Source organism: Roseovarius indicus, from assembly GCF_008728195.1.
Lineage (GTDB): Bacteria > Pseudomonadota > Alphaproteobacteria > Rhodobacterales > Rhodobacteraceae > Roseovarius > Roseovarius indicus.
The window spans coordinates 16299-32536 of sequence record NZ_CP031601.1; the positions used below are offsets into that span (position 1 = coordinate 16299).

Annotated in this window: 15 protein-coding genes and 1 pseudogene; 13 read left to right on the forward strand and 3 right to left on the reverse strand. The window is 63.4% G+C overall.

Annotation, left to right across the window (positions count from 1 at the left end):
- Window positions 1-46 precede the first annotated feature (46 nt).
- From RIdsm_RS29305 to RIdsm_RS29360, 12 genes and pseudogenes are all read left to right on the forward strand, one after another.
- Complete coding sequence (locus RIdsm_RS29305) at window positions 47-1396, forward strand: tyrosine-type recombinase/integrase (protein ID WP_009506868.1); 1350 nt, start codon at window positions 47-49, stop codon at window positions 1394-1396.
- Window positions 1393-3180, forward strand: coding sequence for a hypothetical protein (locus RIdsm_RS29310; protein ID WP_009506869.1), 1788 nt, complete (start codon window positions 1393-1395; stop codon window positions 3178-3180). Before RIdsm_RS29305 ends, RIdsm_RS29310 begins: the two co-directional genes overlap by 4 nt.
- Window positions 3177-5393, forward strand: coding sequence for an integrase (locus RIdsm_RS29315; RefSeq protein WP_009506870.1), 2217 nt, complete (start codon window positions 3177-3179; stop codon window positions 5391-5393). The genes RIdsm_RS29310 and RIdsm_RS29315 overlap by 4 nt, the downstream gene beginning before the upstream one ends.
- Window positions 5394-5444: 51 nt before the next feature.
- Complete coding sequence (locus tag RIdsm_RS29320; protein WP_009506871.1) at window positions 5445-6347, forward strand: ArdC family protein; 903 nt, start codon at window positions 5445-5447, stop codon at window positions 6345-6347.
- A gap of 56 nt (window positions 6348-6403) precedes the next feature.
- Window positions 6404-6619: pseudogene (locus tag RIdsm_RS29325) on the forward strand (zincin-like metallopeptidase domain-containing protein); the annotation flags it as partial.
- A gap of 23 nt (window positions 6620-6642) precedes the next feature.
- A complete protein-coding gene (locus RIdsm_RS29330) occupies window positions 6643-6852 on the forward strand; it encodes a DUF6330 family protein (protein ID WP_037239988.1) in 210 nt (69 codons plus the stop codon).
- A gap of 88 nt (window positions 6853-6940) precedes the next feature.
- The gene (locus RIdsm_RS29335; RefSeq protein WP_037239991.1) at window positions 6941-7330 is read left to right on the forward strand and encodes a DUF3768 domain-containing protein; all 390 of its coding nucleotides are present in this window, start codon (window positions 6941-6943) and stop codon (window positions 7328-7330) included.
- 155 nt (window positions 7331-7485) lie between these two features.
- Window positions 7486-9468, forward strand: a complete 1983-nt coding sequence (locus RIdsm_RS29340) for a ParB/RepB/Spo0J family partition protein (protein WP_071675838.1) — start codon at window positions 7486-7488, stop codon at window positions 9466-9468.
- A 72-nt stretch (window positions 9469-9540) separates the two neighbouring features.
- On the forward strand, window positions 9541-10134 hold the full coding sequence (locus RIdsm_RS29345; protein WP_025042408.1) for a hypothetical protein: 594 nt from the start codon (window positions 9541-9543) through the stop codon (window positions 10132-10134).
- Between the two features lie 102 nt (window positions 10135-10236).
- Window positions 10237-10890, forward strand: a complete 654-nt coding sequence (locus RIdsm_RS29350) for a DUF6927 domain-containing protein (protein WP_037239996.1) — start codon at window positions 10237-10239, stop codon at window positions 10888-10890.
- Window positions 10891-11014: 124 nt separating this feature from the next.
- Window positions 11015-11341 carry a type II toxin-antitoxin system PrlF family antitoxin gene (locus tag RIdsm_RS29355; RefSeq protein WP_005668772.1) on the forward strand — a complete coding sequence of 109 codons (327 nt, stop codon included), beginning with the start codon at window positions 11015-11017 and terminating at the stop codon, window positions 11339-11341.
- A complete protein-coding gene (locus tag RIdsm_RS29360) occupies window positions 11338-11856 on the forward strand; it encodes a type II toxin-antitoxin system YhaV family toxin (RefSeq protein WP_057821743.1) in 519 nt (172 codons plus the stop codon). The genes RIdsm_RS29355 and RIdsm_RS29360 overlap by 4 nt, the downstream gene beginning before the upstream one ends.
- 718 nt (window positions 11857-12574) lie before the next feature.
- Here the strand turns inward: RIdsm_RS29360 and phnE are convergent.
- From phnE to phnC, 3 genes are read right to left on the reverse strand one after another with little or no spacing between them, the layout of a single operon-like run.
- The gene (gene phnE / locus RIdsm_RS29365; RefSeq protein WP_057821745.1) at window positions 12575-13393 is read right to left on the reverse strand and encodes a phosphonate ABC transporter, permease protein PhnE; all 819 of its coding nucleotides are present in this window, start codon (window positions 13391-13393) and stop codon (window positions 12575-12577) included.
- A gap of 22 nt (window positions 13394-13415) precedes the next feature.
- Window positions 13416-14291: a phosphate/phosphite/phosphonate ABC transporter substrate-binding protein gene (gene phnD / locus RIdsm_RS29370; protein ID WP_057821746.1), complete on the reverse strand. Its 876-nt coding sequence runs from the start codon at window positions 14289-14291 to the stop codon at window positions 13416-13418.
- A 25-nt stretch (window positions 14292-14316) separates the two neighbouring features.
- Window positions 14317-15105: a phosphonate ABC transporter ATP-binding protein gene (gene phnC, locus RIdsm_RS29375; protein ID WP_057821757.1), complete on the reverse strand. Its 789-nt coding sequence runs from the start codon at window positions 15103-15105 to the stop codon at window positions 14317-14319.
- 133 nt (window positions 15106-15238) lie between these two features.
- Between phnC and RIdsm_RS29380 the strand changes: the two genes are divergently transcribed.
- On the forward strand, window positions 15239-16237 hold the full coding sequence (locus RIdsm_RS29380) for an NAD(P)-dependent oxidoreductase (RefSeq protein ID WP_057821748.1): 999 nt from the start codon (window positions 15239-15241) through the stop codon (window positions 16235-16237).
- The last annotated feature ends 1 nt before the right edge of the window (window position 16238 follow it).

Genomic DNA, 16238 nt, shown 5'->3' on the forward strand with positions numbered 1-16238 from the left:
GGCCGAAGCGTGCACCGGGTGGGGGCATGGGGAGGGTTTTGCGCTGGTGTCGATTATTTCTGTTTGCGAGCGTCGCGAGGCCGGGGGTCTCGACGCGCATGTGCCGTTGATCCTGCGCGGCGACACGCTCTACGACCCCGATCTGGATCGCTTCTTTCTCGACCTGCCGCTATCGGGGATTCGATCACGGCATTCGCTTCGCGCCCAGGCCTATGATGTGACAGTCTGGCTTCGCTTTCTCGATGCCTGCGGCAAGACCGTATGGGCTGCGACCCGCGACGATGTCGAGGCTTATCATCGTGCGCGCCGGCGCGGCGATGCTGGTCAGCGGATCACGGCGGCAAGCTGGAACAGGGCCGTCGCCAGCCTTGATCGCCTCTATCGCTGGGGCGAGCGGCAAGGGCTGATCGCCGAGGCACCGTTCAACCGTCGTGCCGTGTGGCGACCGGCGCAGGGTGGACGTCGCGGAATGATCGCCGCGCGCAACGACGCCTATGAACGTGTTGCGAAGCGGTCGGATGTCCGGTTCGTCACGATGGACGACTACCGCATCTTCCGCGAGGTCGGTCTGCGCGGCCTCGCGCCTGACGGCAGCGAACGCCCCGGCGCACGTGATCGGAACGGATTGCGCAATGCGCTCTTCGCCGATCTGCTCGTCACGACAGGTTTGCGACTGGAAGAAGCCTCAGGTCTGCTCGCCGGTGATCTCTCGGTCATCGTTCCGGACGGCGATGAGAACCGGCAGCTCTGGCTGCGCCTGCCGCCGCCGCTCACCAAGGGCGATCGCGGACGAAGTGTTCTGGTCCCACGCCGGCTGCTTCGTCAGATCGCGGCCTATATCGATGTCGAGCGCGCGGCAGGCGCGGCCAAATTCGTCGCGCGCGATGGCGCGGCGCGCTTTGACCGGCCGATCCATATCACCGACGCCGGTCTCGACCGCATGCGCGATGTCTGCACGCCAGAGGAACGATGCCGTCTGATCCTGTGCAACGAGAACGGAACGCCGCGCGAGCCCGCGGCGCTATGGCTGACCGAGGTCGGACAGCCCGTTCGACCCAATTCCTGGGAGGTGATCTTCGCCCGCGCCTGCAAGCGCTGTAGAGACTATGGTTTCTCGTTGTCGATCAGCCCGCACCAGCTGCGCCACACCTTCGCGGTCCATATGCTCGCTTTGCTGATCCAGGAGCGTCTGCGCGAAGCCGCATTGCCGGCGGGGCCGATGGAGAGCTACCGGCTGATCCTTGGCGACCCGCTGCAGCAGGTGCAACGCCTGCTCGGCCACGCGAGTCTCGCCACCACCTATATCTATCTCGACCATATCGCGACCCGCGCCGATACGGTGGATTCGGCGGTCGAGGAGTTGCTGGCACTGCTGCCGGGACCGCAGGGCGCATGAGCGGGCGTCCCCGCAAGGGCAGGCCCGTTGCTTTCGCGCGCGTCACGCCGGAGCGAGCCAAGCCCGATCCGGTGCTCGGCCTCAGGTTCGTCATCGAGGCGCGGCATGGCGGGACCGTCCTGGTTGACATGACCAATCTCGATCCTCGTCCGCTCGCTATCGCCTTTGCCAGCGCGTTGCGCCGGTCGGCCGCGCTCGGCGGCCCGATCGGTGCGGCCAGCGTCATCAAACAGTATGTAAACTCCTATCGCCGTTTCTTCACCTGGCTTTCCGATGAGGCGGGGGAAGTGGACGGGCCCGAAGACATGCGCACAGCCCATGTCGACCGTTTCGCATCGGCACTCGAACGCGGGGGAATGGGGGCGATCTACCGGCATGTGACGGTCAGCAAGATCGTCAATACGCTGCGTGCGATAGAGGCGGATCGGCCCGACAGTATCACGCCCGGCCTCCATGAGCGGTTGCGCTATACAATGGCGACCTCGGCGGGACGCTCGACCCCGCGTGATGCCTACAGCCCCTTCGTCGCCCGCGCGCTGCGCGACGCGGCCCGTACGGACGTGGAAGCGATATTCCGCCGGATCGGCGCCGAGGATCGGACCGATGAGGGCGATCCGGTCATTGCCGGAGCGCGGGCCGATGTCGAAGCTCTCATCGCGCACGATGGAGCCGTTCGGACCGAGAGCGTCGAGCTGCGCCGTCTCTATTTCATGCGCTTGCGGCGCGGTTTGCCGATCAGCACGCTGATCGACGACCTGCATCGTCGGCATCATCTGCACGTCACCGATCTGCCGCCATTGCTCGTGCTGCTTGCTCTCGATACCGGCCTCGAGCCGGAATGCCTGAAGGCGCTGACGGTCGATTGCCTGGCCAATCCCTCCGCCGGAACCGTCGAACTGCGATACCTGAAGCGACGCGCCGGCGCCGCCGGGCACAAGAGCATGCGCGTGCGCGACGGCGGCCTCGGCACGCCGGGTGGCCTTCTCCGCCGGCTGATCGAGATCACGACCGTCGCCCGTCAGCATCTGCCCACCGATTGTCTCTGGGTATACCACAACGTCGGCGGTCTCCATGCTGGCATCCGTCATCCGCGCGAACGCCTCGACGCCTGGGTGGCACGGCACCGGATTGTCGATGAGGACGGCAAGCCGCTCCATCTTCTGCTGTCCCGGCTTCGCAAAACCCACAAGGCGCTGTGGTACACCAAAACCGAGGGGTACATCGCCCGCTTCGCGGTCGGCCACACGCCCGAGGTCGCGGCGCGCCACTACGCCGATCTGCCATCGCTGCGGCCCCTGCACGAGGCCACCGTCGCCGATGCCTTCCACGACGCTGTCGTCGCCGCGATGCCGACCATCCTCCCGCCAGCAGCCGAGAAGACGCTGCGCGAAGCGCCCGAACAGGCCGGGCCGCTGATGCCGCCGGATGCGGTCGGTTCCATTCTCGATGGGGAGCAGGATCTCTGGCTCGCCGCCTGCGCGGGGTTCCATAGCAGCCCCTTCGCCGAGGCCGGCTCGCCATGCCAGCAGCCGTTCTGGGGATGCCTCCATTGCCCCAACGCCGTCATCACCGCCCGCAAGCTCCCCGCGATCATGGCCTTCCTGTCCTTCGTCGAAGACCAGCGGCAGGGGCTTCCCGGTCCCGACTGGATGGTCAAGTTCGGGCAGGTTCATGCCCGGATCGTCCATCAGATCTTGCCCGCGTTTTCCGATGCCGTTGTCGCCGAAGCGCGGTTACGCGCCGTGGAGGAGCGCCTCTATCTGCCTCCCGAGGCGCGCGCATGACCGCGCCCGCCCTTGCCCGCGCGCACGCGTTCGACGATCGGCCCGTGCTGGCGTGCGCGCCGCTCAAGCCGGGCCATGCCCGCGAGGACCTGTCGCGCGTCGGCGATCCAAGCTGGGATCTGGGTCCGGCCGTCTTCCGCGAGAACGCCCGGCGCTGCCACGTCACCGTGCATTTCGACGTGCTGGAAGATGCCGATGTGCAGGCAATGATGCGCGCCTATCTCTATGCGCGTCTCAATGTCGACCTTCCCGGCCATCGTCCGAAGCTGCCGCCCAGCTGTGTGCGGCAGGCGTTCAACCGGGCGCGGCGCTTCTTCGCCTTCGTCCGCGAACGATTGGGCGCGCTGGACCTTGCCCGCATTGATCCTCCGCTGATCGACGCCTATGCACGGCATCTCCGAGACGACCCGGCAAGGCGGCCCGTCATTGTCGGGCAGCTTCTCGAGGTCGTCATCGACTTCTATCTCTACCGCGAGCACCTTCCCGGCGGCGGCTTGTCGTTCGAACCGTGGGACGGGCGGCCACCCGCACGCGTCGCGGGCTATCGTCATGTTCCCGAGAACCGGACCCCGCGCATCCCCGAGCCGATCATTGCGCCGCTTCTGGCATGGTCGCTGCGCTACATCACGGTATTCGCAGGGGACATTCTCGCCGCCCGGCGTGAGCTTTCCCGGCTCGAAGCGCGCCGCGACCGGCTCTCCGTTGCGGAACAGGGATTGCCGCATGCGGAGCGCCGCCGCCGGCAACGGCAGCGACTGGCGCGCTATTTCCGGTCCCGCGCGCGGCAGGGCCGGGGCGTGCCGGTCTGGGCAAGCCCACCCAACGGTTCCGCATCCGTCGATCCGGTAAGCGGGGAGCTTCTGCCCGTCGTCAACGTGCAGCTTCTGCATCTACACGTCGGCGTCGATGCCGCCAGGGAGCCGGCGATGCATCTCGCTCTCGCCGGCGGCGCGTCCGATCTCATCGCTGCCGCCATCGCGGATATCGGGATCGAACCCGGCGGCATGGATACGCCGATCTCGGTCGATGCCGATCTCGGCCGGCCATGGCGGCACCGCTTTGATGCCAAATCCCTCGTCCTGGAAGAGCGCATGCTGCAGGCAGCGGCCTACGTGGTCTGCGCCTATCTGACCGGTATGCGCGATTGCGAGGTGCAGGCGATGCGCCGGGGATGCCTGACGCTTGCGCGCAGCGAGGACGGCACCGTGTCACGACACCGCGTCCGTTCCACTGCGTACAAGGGAAAGGGGGCCCGGGGAGCGTCGGCGGAGTGGGTGACCATCGAGCCCGTCGCCCATGCGATCGGGGTGCTCGAACAGTTGACCCGGCGCGCGGCTGTTGCCCATGGTCTCGATACGCTCTGGCCCGTGCTGTCAGTGACGCGAAGGAGCAAACCGCACGTCTCCGCCGAGATCGTGCGCCAGATAAACGCCTATCGTGACCACCTGAACAGGCTGTTCGGGACGGAAGAGGCGCCCGCCATACCGCCCGGGCCGGACGGTAAGCCCTGGCGGATCACGACCCGCCAGTTTCGTCGCACGATCGCATGGCACATTGCCAACCGTCCCTTCGGAACGGTGGCCGGCATGATCCAGTACAAGCATGCATCCGTCGCCGCGTTCGAAGGCTACGCGGGTAGCAGCGCCTCGGGTTTCCGCGCCGAGGTCGAGGCGCAGCGCCGGCTCGGTCAGATCGACGATCTGCTCGAGTATTTCGACAGGCGGCGCGGCGGGGCTGACCTTGGCGGGCCGGCCGGTCCTCGTGTCGCGCGTACCCTCGACGAGACAGCCACCGAGCTCGGGCCATTGCCGCCGATGATCGCGGACCGGTCCCGTCTGCGCATCATGCTCGCCAGTCTGGCCCGCACCCTGCATGTCGGACCGCTTGCCGATTGCTTCTTCGATCCGGCAACCGCCCTGTGCCTCAAGCGCGTGACGGATGCCGCGGCAGGCCGCCCGCTGACAGCGCTTTGTGAACCGACCCGCTGCCCGAACGCCTGCATCGCGGAACATCACAGGCCCGTCTGGGAGCGAAGTGCTGATGAGGCACGCATGTTGCTGCGCGAGAAGCGGCTGCCCGGATTGCAGCGGGCCGCGCTCCAGCAGGAGGTTGACCGGATCGAGGGTGTGCTGGCCCGGATCGCGCCCGAGGGCGCGACGCCGCCCGTTCGGGCGGCGGTAAAGGGAGAGGGAGCTTGGGATCGGGGTGAGTGACGGGATGAGGAGAGCGGGAGAGGCCTGCTCCGCCCGTCCTGGAGACCTGTCATGTCCCGCTCTTCCTCATCGGCCGGGCGCGCCGATGTTTATAACCGTATCACCACCGAGATCATCGCCGCCATCGAGGCAGGCACCGGCGACTGGCGTGCGCCCTGGTTCCACGACGGGAGCAGCATCGCGCGTCCGACCAACGTTTCATCCGGCAAGCGCTATCGCGGCATAAACACTTTGGCGCTCTGGGCCACGGGCTTTGCCGCCGGATATGGCGACGGTATCTGGGGAACGTACAAGCAATGGCAGGATGCCGGCGCGCAGGTGCGTAAAGGAGAACGCTCCACCACGGTCATCTTGTGGAGGGAGATCAAGGTTTCCCAGCAGGCCGACGACGAAGACGATGATGACGGGCATCGACGGATGTTCGCCCGCGCATTTTCTGTCTTCAACATCGCTCAAGTGGACGGGTACGAGCGCCCGGCGACCCCTGTGCTGCCCGAGGCTGAACGCCTTGCCCATGCGGAAGCGTTCATCACAAACCTGGGCGTCAAGACTGAGTTCGGTGGATCGGAAGCCTATTATCGCCCGTCGGCCGACACCGTGTTCATGCCGCCGTTCACTTCGTTTCGCGATGCCGCGTCGTTCTACGGTGTCTGGCTACACGAGAATGGTCACGCCAGTGGCGCAAAGCACAGGCTCGACCGCGACCTTTCCGGTCGCTTTGGTTCGGCCGCCTATGCCGCCGAAGAATGCTGCGTGGAAATTCTCAGCGGGCTGGTCCTGGCAGACCTCGGGATCGCCCACCATCCGCGCCCCGATCATGCCGCCTATATTGCCTCGTGGCTCAAGGTCCTGAAAGACGACCCCAAGGCCATCTTCACCGCCGCCAGCAAGGCGCAGCAGGCGGCCGACTGGATGCATGCGCAGCAGCCCCATGCAGAGGAGGTAGCGGCATGACCAAAACCGTTCTCATTGCCGAAAAATTTCAGAATGGGGCTGGACTGTCAGGATATGTCGCGGAATTGGCCTCGGTGTTCCTGGGTCAGACGCTCGGCTTCACGGCGCATACGCTCGAGATGAATGCCGCCTACCTCCACAACTGGTTGCGCGTCCTTCGGTCAGACAAGGGTGCGATCTTCAAGCACGCCGCGGATGCGCAGCGCGCCTGCGACTATCTGATCGCCAGATCGGAGGTGGGCAGGGCAGGGCGCAGTGCCGAGGCCGCCTGACCACACGGAGAACGGAGACACCCATGTCACGTAAGGAACCCAAAACGCTGCGGGTGGCCTGCTTCAACGACGGCCGCCGCAAGATCATCACCTTCAAGCGCGGTGCCTATTGGTGGAGCGCTGCCGAGGGCGCTTATCCGCTCTCGGCAGCGCTCGAGAGCATCACGGACCAGGGCGGCTGGATCGAAACCATCCCCAACCCGAATTACAGACCCAAAGGGCTGTTCGGGTAGGGCGCCTTCGGCCTCGATTCATCCGCCAAGCGGAAAAGAAAAAGCGGGCTTTGAGAAGGGTGTTTCAAACCTCTCAAAGGAGATCCCCATGTCCATGACCGTTCAACCCCAGCCAGACCGTCCGGATCCGAGTGTGATCGCGGCGCAGAACGACGCGTTTCGCAAGCTCGCGTGCCTTGGAGTGCCGCCCGCGCAGCCCATCCAGGGCCGGATGCATGTCACCCGCTCGCTTATGGAGGCCGATGACGGCTTCATGGCCGAGGCGGTGAAGGCCACCGGTGAGTTTGCAACATTCGAGCCTGAGAATGATCCCGAGGGATGGCACGATTTCGGGGCGGTCGAGATCCGGGGCGAGACCGTGTTCTGGAAGATCGATCTCTATGAAGCAGACTCGGATTTCCGCTACGGGGCTGAGACCCCGGACAATCCCGCCACCACCGTGCGCGTGCTGACCATCATGCTGGCGCGCGACTGGTAGGGCAGGGGACACCCCCTCCTGACACCCCAGGCGATGAAGGCCCACTGACCCCTCAAAGGGCAAGTGGGCCTTTTGTCGTTGTGATCCCTGAAGCCGGGGATCGGTTACGCGCGTGAAGGCGCGGGCCACACCTCACCCACCTGGAAGGATATCCCATGACCACAAGCTTTGCCCCTCTCACCGTCGCCATCAGCGATCTCACTGCGCATCCCGCCAATGTGCGCAGCAACTCTTCGGAAACCTACGACCCCGAGAACATCGCCCATCTGAAAGCCAGCATCGCTGTTCTGGGTCTCCTGCAGCCGCTCCTGGTCCAGAAGCTCGACGGCAAATACGCTGTCCTCGCCGGTGGCCGACGCCATGCAGCCCTGAAGGAGCTGGTCGCCGACAAGGCCGCGAAGGGGTTCACCGCGAAGACCAAGGTCGACTGCCGCCTTGTGCCGGAGAAGTGCGACGTCACCACGGCGCTGTCGCTCGCCGAGAACATCACCCAGGCACCGATGAACGCAATCGACGAGTTCGAGGCTTTCGCGCGGATGATGGAGGTCGATGGCCAGACGCCTGAGACCATCGCAATGACTTTCGGCACGACCGTTGCCGCCGTGAAAGGCCGGTTGCGCTACGGGCTGATCCACCCCGATATCCGCGCCGCGGCCCGGGCGAAGACGATCACGCTCGACACGATGAAGGCCTTTGCCGAGCACCCGAGCCAGGAGGTTCAGCGCGAGGTCTACGAGGCGCTCACCAAGGAAGACAGCTATCTGCAGGCCTATACCGTCCGGCAAGCGCTCAAATCCCGCGGCGTGCAGGTCAGCGACGATATCGGAGCCTTCGTGCGCGCGGACTACGAGGCCCTCGGCGGTGCTGTCGCGGCTGACCTTCTGGAAGAGCATTCCGTGCTCGAGGATGCAGCACTGGTCGAGACCATCTTGCTCGAGAAGCTCGGTGCCGCTGCCGAAGAGGCCCGTATGAGGCTGGGCTTCGCCTGGGCCGATGCGATGGTGCGCTATGATTACGCGACCATGGCCGACTATGGCCGCGTCTATCCCGGCCCGATCGTGCCGGATGCATCCGCCCAGAAGCGCATCGATGAGATCACTGCCGAGCTTGATAAACTGCAGCTCCAGATGGAGGATGAGGGGCTCGAGGACGGTGCCTACAATGCCCTTTACGAGCGCGTGGACGCTCTGGAAGAGGAAGCCCGCGATCTGCAGGAGGCTTACAGCACCGAGGACCTCGCGCGGTCCGGGGTGATCGCGTCGTGGCAGGGTGGGCAGATCACGCTCCATGTTGGTCTCGTCCGCCCGGAAGACACCGTGAAAGAGGAGGGCGCGCGCGGCTCTTCGGCTAGCCCGACCGGGGAAGAGGCCCCGGACGCCGGCGAAATCACCTATCCAGCCTCACTGGCCGAGGACCTCAAGACCGAGCGGGCCATGGCCCTTGGCGCCGCGATGGCGCTGCATCCGGAAGCCACGCTCGATCTGACGCTCTTCAAGCTGGTGAGCGACGTTCTGGCCAGCGGCATGAGTGTCACGCAGGCGATCAAGATCGATGCCCGCAAGGAATACCGCAACCACGCCAAGATGGACGAGATTGACGAGACCTCCCTCGCGCAGGTGGCCGCGGCGCATGATGTGCTGGACCTCTCGTGGCTCGATGATACCCGCCCGCCCGCCGATCAGTTCGCGGCGTTTCGCGCGCTGGAGGCCGGCGAGAAGGCCAAGCTCGTGGCCTATGCCACGGCCAGCACCACGCAGTCCTGCTTCGCGCGGGACCGCCAGCGCGACAGCCTGATGCATGCGTTCGAGATCGAGATCATGCCCGATATCCGCGCGCATTGGACGCCGAACGCGGCGCTCTTCAATCGCTTCAAAAAGGCATGGCTCCTGAAGATCCTCGGCGAGGATCTGGGTCTGGCCCAGGAGGCGGTGACGCTGGCCTCGTCGAGCAAGAAGGAGATCGTGGCCTTCTGCGACAAGCTCTTTGCAGAGCCGTTCGCCACACTCACGGACGCGCAGCGCGCTGCCGTAGCCGCCTGGTGCCCGCCGATGATGCAGACCGCCGGTGTCGTCTGTGATGAGGCGGAGCCCGCCTCGGAATCTCCCGAGCCTGACAGCGAGGTCGCGCAAGCGGCCTGAGTCCTCACGCGACCCGCGCGAGGCATTTCCCGCGCGGGTCGACCCTCCCACACCCAACCGAAAGACATCCCCATGGCTATTCTCAAGTTCTCTGCGTCCGCTGTTGCGGCACAGATCGCCCATGCGCGCGCCTGCAAGACCTTCCTGCCCAACTGGAACGGGCCCGTGGACAGGCCCGCCCTGATCCTGATCGTCGGCAATGGTGTGCATCTGCGCTCAAACGGCATCGATGGCACGACCACCCGTATCGTCACCACCGAACAGGCAGATCCCTCCTTCGCCTTCGCCGACGGCATGAACCCGTTTCGGGATACCGACTGGATGGCGCAGCGCCGCATGGCGTTTCGCGATCTGACCGGCCAGTTCTACACCGACATCCTGGATGACGTGCAGGTGCTCATCGACCGGGGGCGGGGGGCGATCCGGCTCGCCACCGATGGCCACAGCATCCGCGTCTTCGTACGCCGGGCCTCGGATTATCTCATCGGCGGGACCTACGAGGTGCCCTCGGGCCTCGGCGGCACCTTCCGGGTCATCCTCAAGGATGCCTGCGATACCTTCGCGATCGTGCAGAACTGCGGCAATTGCGAGGATTTCGACGCCATGCAGCCCTACCGCGTGCCGCTCGATGCGCTGATGGAAATCGATGACCGGAGGGCGGCGTAACGCGCCCTTTCTCAAACAAGCATCGCCAATACCCTGCCAGGCCTGCGGCCCTCTCGGGACATTGACGACAACAATTTCCCCAATGAGAGAAAGGACTCTGAGATGGGATGGCTCTTCTATACCGATCGCCGCGTCCAGACCTACGCGGATGAGAAAGCGGAGATTGCCCGGCTCTGCACCTTCGAGAGCGACAGGCGCAAGACGGAACTGGTCAAAGCCTGCAAGGTGGGTTCGACTTGGTACGCGGCGGCAAAGGTCACAAGTATCGATGGCTCGCCGGTCGAGGACACGACCTATGTGACCGATGCGGATGGCTCCATCACGTTCGGTGCTGTCTTCCTCACCCGATACGATGACGGCTGCTGGGGCTACAAGGACATGGAGGAAAGTGCTGGCCCGAACGAGTCTCGTGCTCCCCTTGGGCTGATCGAGCTCCTCTCCGACCTGAAAGACCCGGACAGCTATGCCCATGCCTGGCGCCAGCGCTGCCAGGACTGGGCTGCGATCCCGGACTACGAGGAAGGCGACAAGATCAGGCTCGCAGCACCTGTGACGCTCACCGATGGCAGTACCTGCCAGATTGTCACCGCGACCCACTACAGGCGCGGGCGGCAAAAGCGCCGCTGCTACCGCATCGAGGAAACTGGTGGGCTCGTACGCCTGTCGAAGGCCTCGCTTGCGGGTTCGGAGCTGCTCAGCTCCGCGAAAGGTGCGGCTAGCCCGGTGCTGGCGGAGTTCCTGGCGGGGCGAAATTAGGTCCTGCGCCGGACGGTTCATCGACCTGCCCGGCGACAGCAGATCCTGCGGCTTGTCTTGACAAGGCAATGCAAATGCATTACCTATCGCGGGCAGCAAAGACCCTTTTCTTCAGGAGACTGCCATGACAGCCCTCGCACAAGATGTCTCGAAACTCACGGATCGGTATCAGACGACCGTGCCGGCGGGTGTGCGCAAACAGCTCAAGCTGGGCAAGGGCGACCAGATTCGTTACTGCACCGAGCCGAGTGGCAGGGTCTATATCGAGCCCGTGCGCAGCGACGAGGAAGATCCCGTGCTCGGAGCCTTTCTCGATTTTGTCGAGGCCGATATCAAGGCGCATCCGGACCGCATTCGGGCGTTCGATGGGGCTTTGCATGACCGTCTTGCAGCACTGGTCGGAGACGTTGACGTCGATCTCGATGCGCCGCTATCGCTCGAGGATGAATGACCGGCGATAGCGTGCCAGTCCAAGCGCCCCTTGTCGTAAACGGATGGTCGATTTATGCGCATCCGCTCTTTCTGGACCAGATCGAAGGGCTGATCGAGGAAGTCGAGGCGCGTAAGGCACGCGATCCTAAGACCTGGCGCAAGAAAAACCCGACGAAACGGCTGGCCGCCATCTTCAAGCTGGTCACCGAGGCCATACCGGCAGATCCGGGTGCCGCCGCCTTCCGGCAAGGCGGCACACTCGGCGATCACCGCAAGCACTGGTTCCGGGCGAAATTCTTCCAGCAGTATCGGCTGTTCTATCGGTTCAACAGCGATGCAAAGGTCATCGTGGTGGCCTGGGTGAACGACGACAAGACCCTGCGCGCCTACGGCAGCAAGACGGATGCCTATGCGACGTTCAAAGGGATGTTGGAAGATGGCAATCCACCTGACAATTTCGACGCGCTCTTGAAAGAAGCTGCAGCGGCGGGCAAGCGGTTCGAAACTTCCCTTGAAGCGGTGCCCGATCGGTAAGTGGGGTCGAATGCTGGAAGGGGCAGAATCCTACGCTGAGGCTGTCCGTAAAGAGGTCGTTCTGCCCTACAATCTCCCGTCACCCTTGAGCCGAGTGAAATAAGCGACATTGGTGTGTCATATGGCTGGTACGATGAAATTCTCAGAAGTCCCTCCCTATCCGTACACCAGCCGTTCGCTGCATCGTGTACGAACTGGTAAGATGCGGACATTTCGGACTTACGCAGATGCGGCTTTTGCTGACGCAGCATCCGTTCGCAATTGCCGAACATGCTTCGTCGCGTTGTTGATCATGTCGCCAAACCCGTCATTGAGCTTGGCCCATACGGTCATCATCCGAACCGAGCATTCGCTACACCAAGCGGGAACCTGAGGGGAGCGGTCGGCCTGGTCTTGCTGGTCCGATAAAGTCCTCGTCGCGGTTGACCAATAGCTTCGTGGATTTCTTGGTCGGATGTAACCCTTCGCTCCGTGGCCGCTATGACAGCGGGGTATGAGCCGGAGGGGCGATTGAATTGGAATGAAGTGACAGGACGTAGCACTGGATGTTCACAACGGGGTCGAGTCCGGCTGAGTGCAGAATAGGGCGCTAAGGGTTTTTAGCCCGGATTGCCAGCATAATGACCCTTCGCCGCGCCGTACACGAAGTGGTAAGACCGGACTCTGCTGCAGCTCGCAGCAGGCTGCCGAAGATCCGCTTTTCCCGGGTGACTGTGACTTACTGGAATCGTTTCCGTAGCATGTTGCTGAGTGCGTCAACGATTGTCACGGTGGCCAAGATGACGATCAGAACGGCCGACACCTGGGGATAGTCCAGCAGGCGCAGCGATCCGACGAGTTCGGTTCCGATCCCGCCTGCACCAACCATTCCCATGACGGTCGAGGCGCGGAAATTGTATTCCCACCGATACATTGTGACGTCAGCGAATTGCGGGAAGACCTGGGGCATTACACCATGGGAGATAACTTGAAGAGACGTGGCGCCAGAGGCTTCGGCGGCTTCGATGGGCGCGGGATGCGCGTGTTCGATGGCTTCGGCGAAGAACTTGCCGACCATGCCAATCGAATGCAGGCCCAGGGCCAGCACGCCCGGCAGCATTCCAAAGCCAACGGCGGCAACGAAGATGATGCCCATGATGAGTTCGGGGATGGAGCGTAGCGTGTTCAGCACGAGGCGCGCAGCCTGATAGGCCCATTTGTTCGGTGTCGTGTTCCGTGCCGCAAGAAAGCCGAGCGGGACCGACAGGACGACGGCCAGTGCGGTGCCGGCCACCGACATGGCGAGCGTTTCGATCATTGGCTCGACCCATTGACGCCAGCGGGTGAAATCGGGCGGCACCATTTCGGCGAAGAGCGTGCCGATAGCGGGCAGACCGTCGGCCAGCCGCCCGCCATCGAGCATTCCGGTCAGCCAGAGACAGAGGACAATGATCGCCACGATGCCTCCGATCTGGAGAAGGAGACGCCGCCGCCCTTTGCGATCCGCCGCAAGAATGGTGTCGGCGGTTTGGGGCGTATTGGTCTGGGCAAGGGTCATCGCGGCGTCTCCTCTTTTGGGATCAGTCGGTTTGCAGATTGCTGCGGATATCGCGGATGATGTCGTAATCGGCATCCGTGATCGCGGCGAAACCGTCCGCCTTGAATGGGCCAAGAACCGCATCGCCGACCTCGGTGCCGGGTTCAAGATCAAGAAAGGCGTTGCGGATGCTGTCCTGCAGCTCCTGCGTCATGTCGGTGCGCATGACCCATGGGTACTGCGGAATATCGGCGGAATATCCCAGGATCACCAGATTGTCGGGGTTCACCGTGCCGCGCTCGACGAGGCGTTCAAAGATTGGACGGCTCAGGCCACCGACCTGGGCGTTGCCAAGTTCGACGTTGCGGGCCACGGCGTCATGGGCGCCGGTGAAGTTTTCGTTATAATCCTCGCCAGTCGCGACGTCTTCAAGCAGCATCGTGTATTTCGGGGCGAAGTGGCTTGATGTCGATGCCTGATCGCCAAAGGCGACGTCCACGCCGGACCCTTCGATATCTGCGATGGAACTGATGCCCGCCTCCGCGTTAGCGATGAGGACTGCCTGATAGGTCGTGCTGCCACCGCTGATACGGGCCGCGAAGGGCTCGATATCTAGGTCGCTGCCGTCCATGCGATCCTTTGCGATCGTATAGGAAGCGGGGCCGAAATAGGCGACGTCGATGCGGCCAAACCGCATGGCTTCAATCATCGATGAATAGTCGGTTGTGACGATCAGATCGATGTCTCTGCCGAGCGTCTCTTCGAGATGCGCGGCAAGAGGTTCGTTGTCCTGGATCACGGTCGCCGCGTTTTCGTCGGGCAGAAGTGCCACGCGCAACGTATCAGGATCATGGTCACCGGCGGCGAAGGCGGCGCCAGCCAGCAGAGTCGCGGCGATGGCGTAGGTGGTCGATTTCATCTTTGGGTCTCCTATGATGATGAACTCAAGTCGCATCCTGCCCGGTCGATCCATAGATCTGGGTCAGGACAGTTTCGGAAAGCTGTGTGGGCGGGCCGTCGAAGACGATCTGCCCACCGGCGAGGCCGATGATCCGGTCCGCAAAAGCCTTGGCGTAATCGAGCTGGTGCAGACTGACGATCACCGGAATGCGGTCTTCCTTGCAGATCGAGCGCAGGACGTTCAGCACGCGCTCGGATGAGGCCGGATCGAGCGACGCTACAGGCTCGTCGGCGAGGATCATCTTCGGCTCTTGAGCCAGCGCACGCGCGATGCCGACGCGCTGCTGCTGGCCACCCGAGAGGCTGTCGCAGCGCGTCAGCGCTTTTTCGAAAAGGCCCACGCGTGTCAGGCACTCAAGGGCCAGCCGTCGTTCCTCTTCCGAGAAACCAACAAGGGTGCGCCAGAAGGAATGCCGCCCAAGCCGGGACAAGAGGACATTGTGCATTGCCCCCATCCGGCCGATAAGCTGGTGTTGCTGGAAGATCATCGCCGTATCGCGGCGATGCGCCCGGATGGATTGAGTCGCATCCAGCGTTCCGATCTCCCGTGACAGGACCGCCCCGGATGTGGGCCGCACGAGCAGATTCAAGGTGCGCAGCAAAGTGGATTTGCCCGCGCCTGAAGGACCCAGCAACACCGTCAATTCGCCGTCTTCGAAATCAACGGTCGTCGGCTGCAATGCGACCGTGCCGTTCGGATAGATCACTTCGACCTGGTCCAGGCACAGGATTGGTGCCGCATCCGTCTTCGTATCGCTCCGATCAAAAGCCATCTGCTGCTGTCCCATATCGACCGATTCCCCTTCGTCACCCATTCTGCTACGCGATCAAAGCAACAGAATTATTACATATTGCGATTACCCTCTTGCCTTGATAGCAATGCGAAAAAAGGAAGGGATGACCTCAATGCGCGAAAAAATCATTGTGCCGAACTGGATCGAGGACGAGACACTGGCCACCCTACGGATGGTCGGCGAGGTCATTTCGAATGACAGCACAGAGCCGTTATCGTTCGAACGGCTGAAAGAGGTTTGTGCGGACGCAACTGCACTGATGGCCTTCATGACGGAAGCGGTGGACCGCGCATTTCTCGAAGCCTGCCCGCATCTGAAGATCGTGGCGGGGGCACTGAAAGGCTTTGACAACATTGATGTCACTGCCTGCACGGATCATGGCGTGTTGGTCACGATCGTGCCCGATCTGCTGACCGAACCGACGGCGGAACTCACGCTTGGGCTGATGATCGCTCTGACCCGGAACATGCGGGACGGCGATACGCACATGCGGACGGGCACCTACGCTGGATGGCGCGCGCGCTTTTACGGGGGCACGTTGCAGGGCGCTGTGGTCGGCGTCATCGGCGCGGGGGCTGTCGGGCGCGAAACACTGCGACTGCTATCCGGCTTTCGGGGAACGCGGCTTTATCACGATGTGACGCCACTGGATCCGACAACCGAGAAAGCGCTGAGCGCGCGCAAGGCTGCGCTGGACGAAATCGTGGCCACATCGGATTTCGTTGTTCTGGCGGTTCCTTTGACCGAGGCGACGCTTGGGATGGTCGATGCCGCATTTATCTCCCGCATGAAACCAGGGGCCTGCCTGATAAATCCTGCGCGCGGCAGCCTGGTCAATGAAGCCGACGTCGCATCCGCGCTCGAAACCGGCCATCTGGGTGGATACGCTGCCGACACCTATGAGATGGAAGACTGGGCCAGGCCCGACCGTCCACAGCACGTCCACCCCGCCCTGTTGGCTTCGGAGAAAACCGTTCTGACACCGCATATCGGATCGGCTGTGGTTGAGGTGCGGCGCGCCATCGCAGCCTCGGCGGCGGACAGCATTATCACAACGCTCAAAGGCGACCTACCCGAGACAGCGCTGAACCCCCAAGTCCTGAAAGGATAAG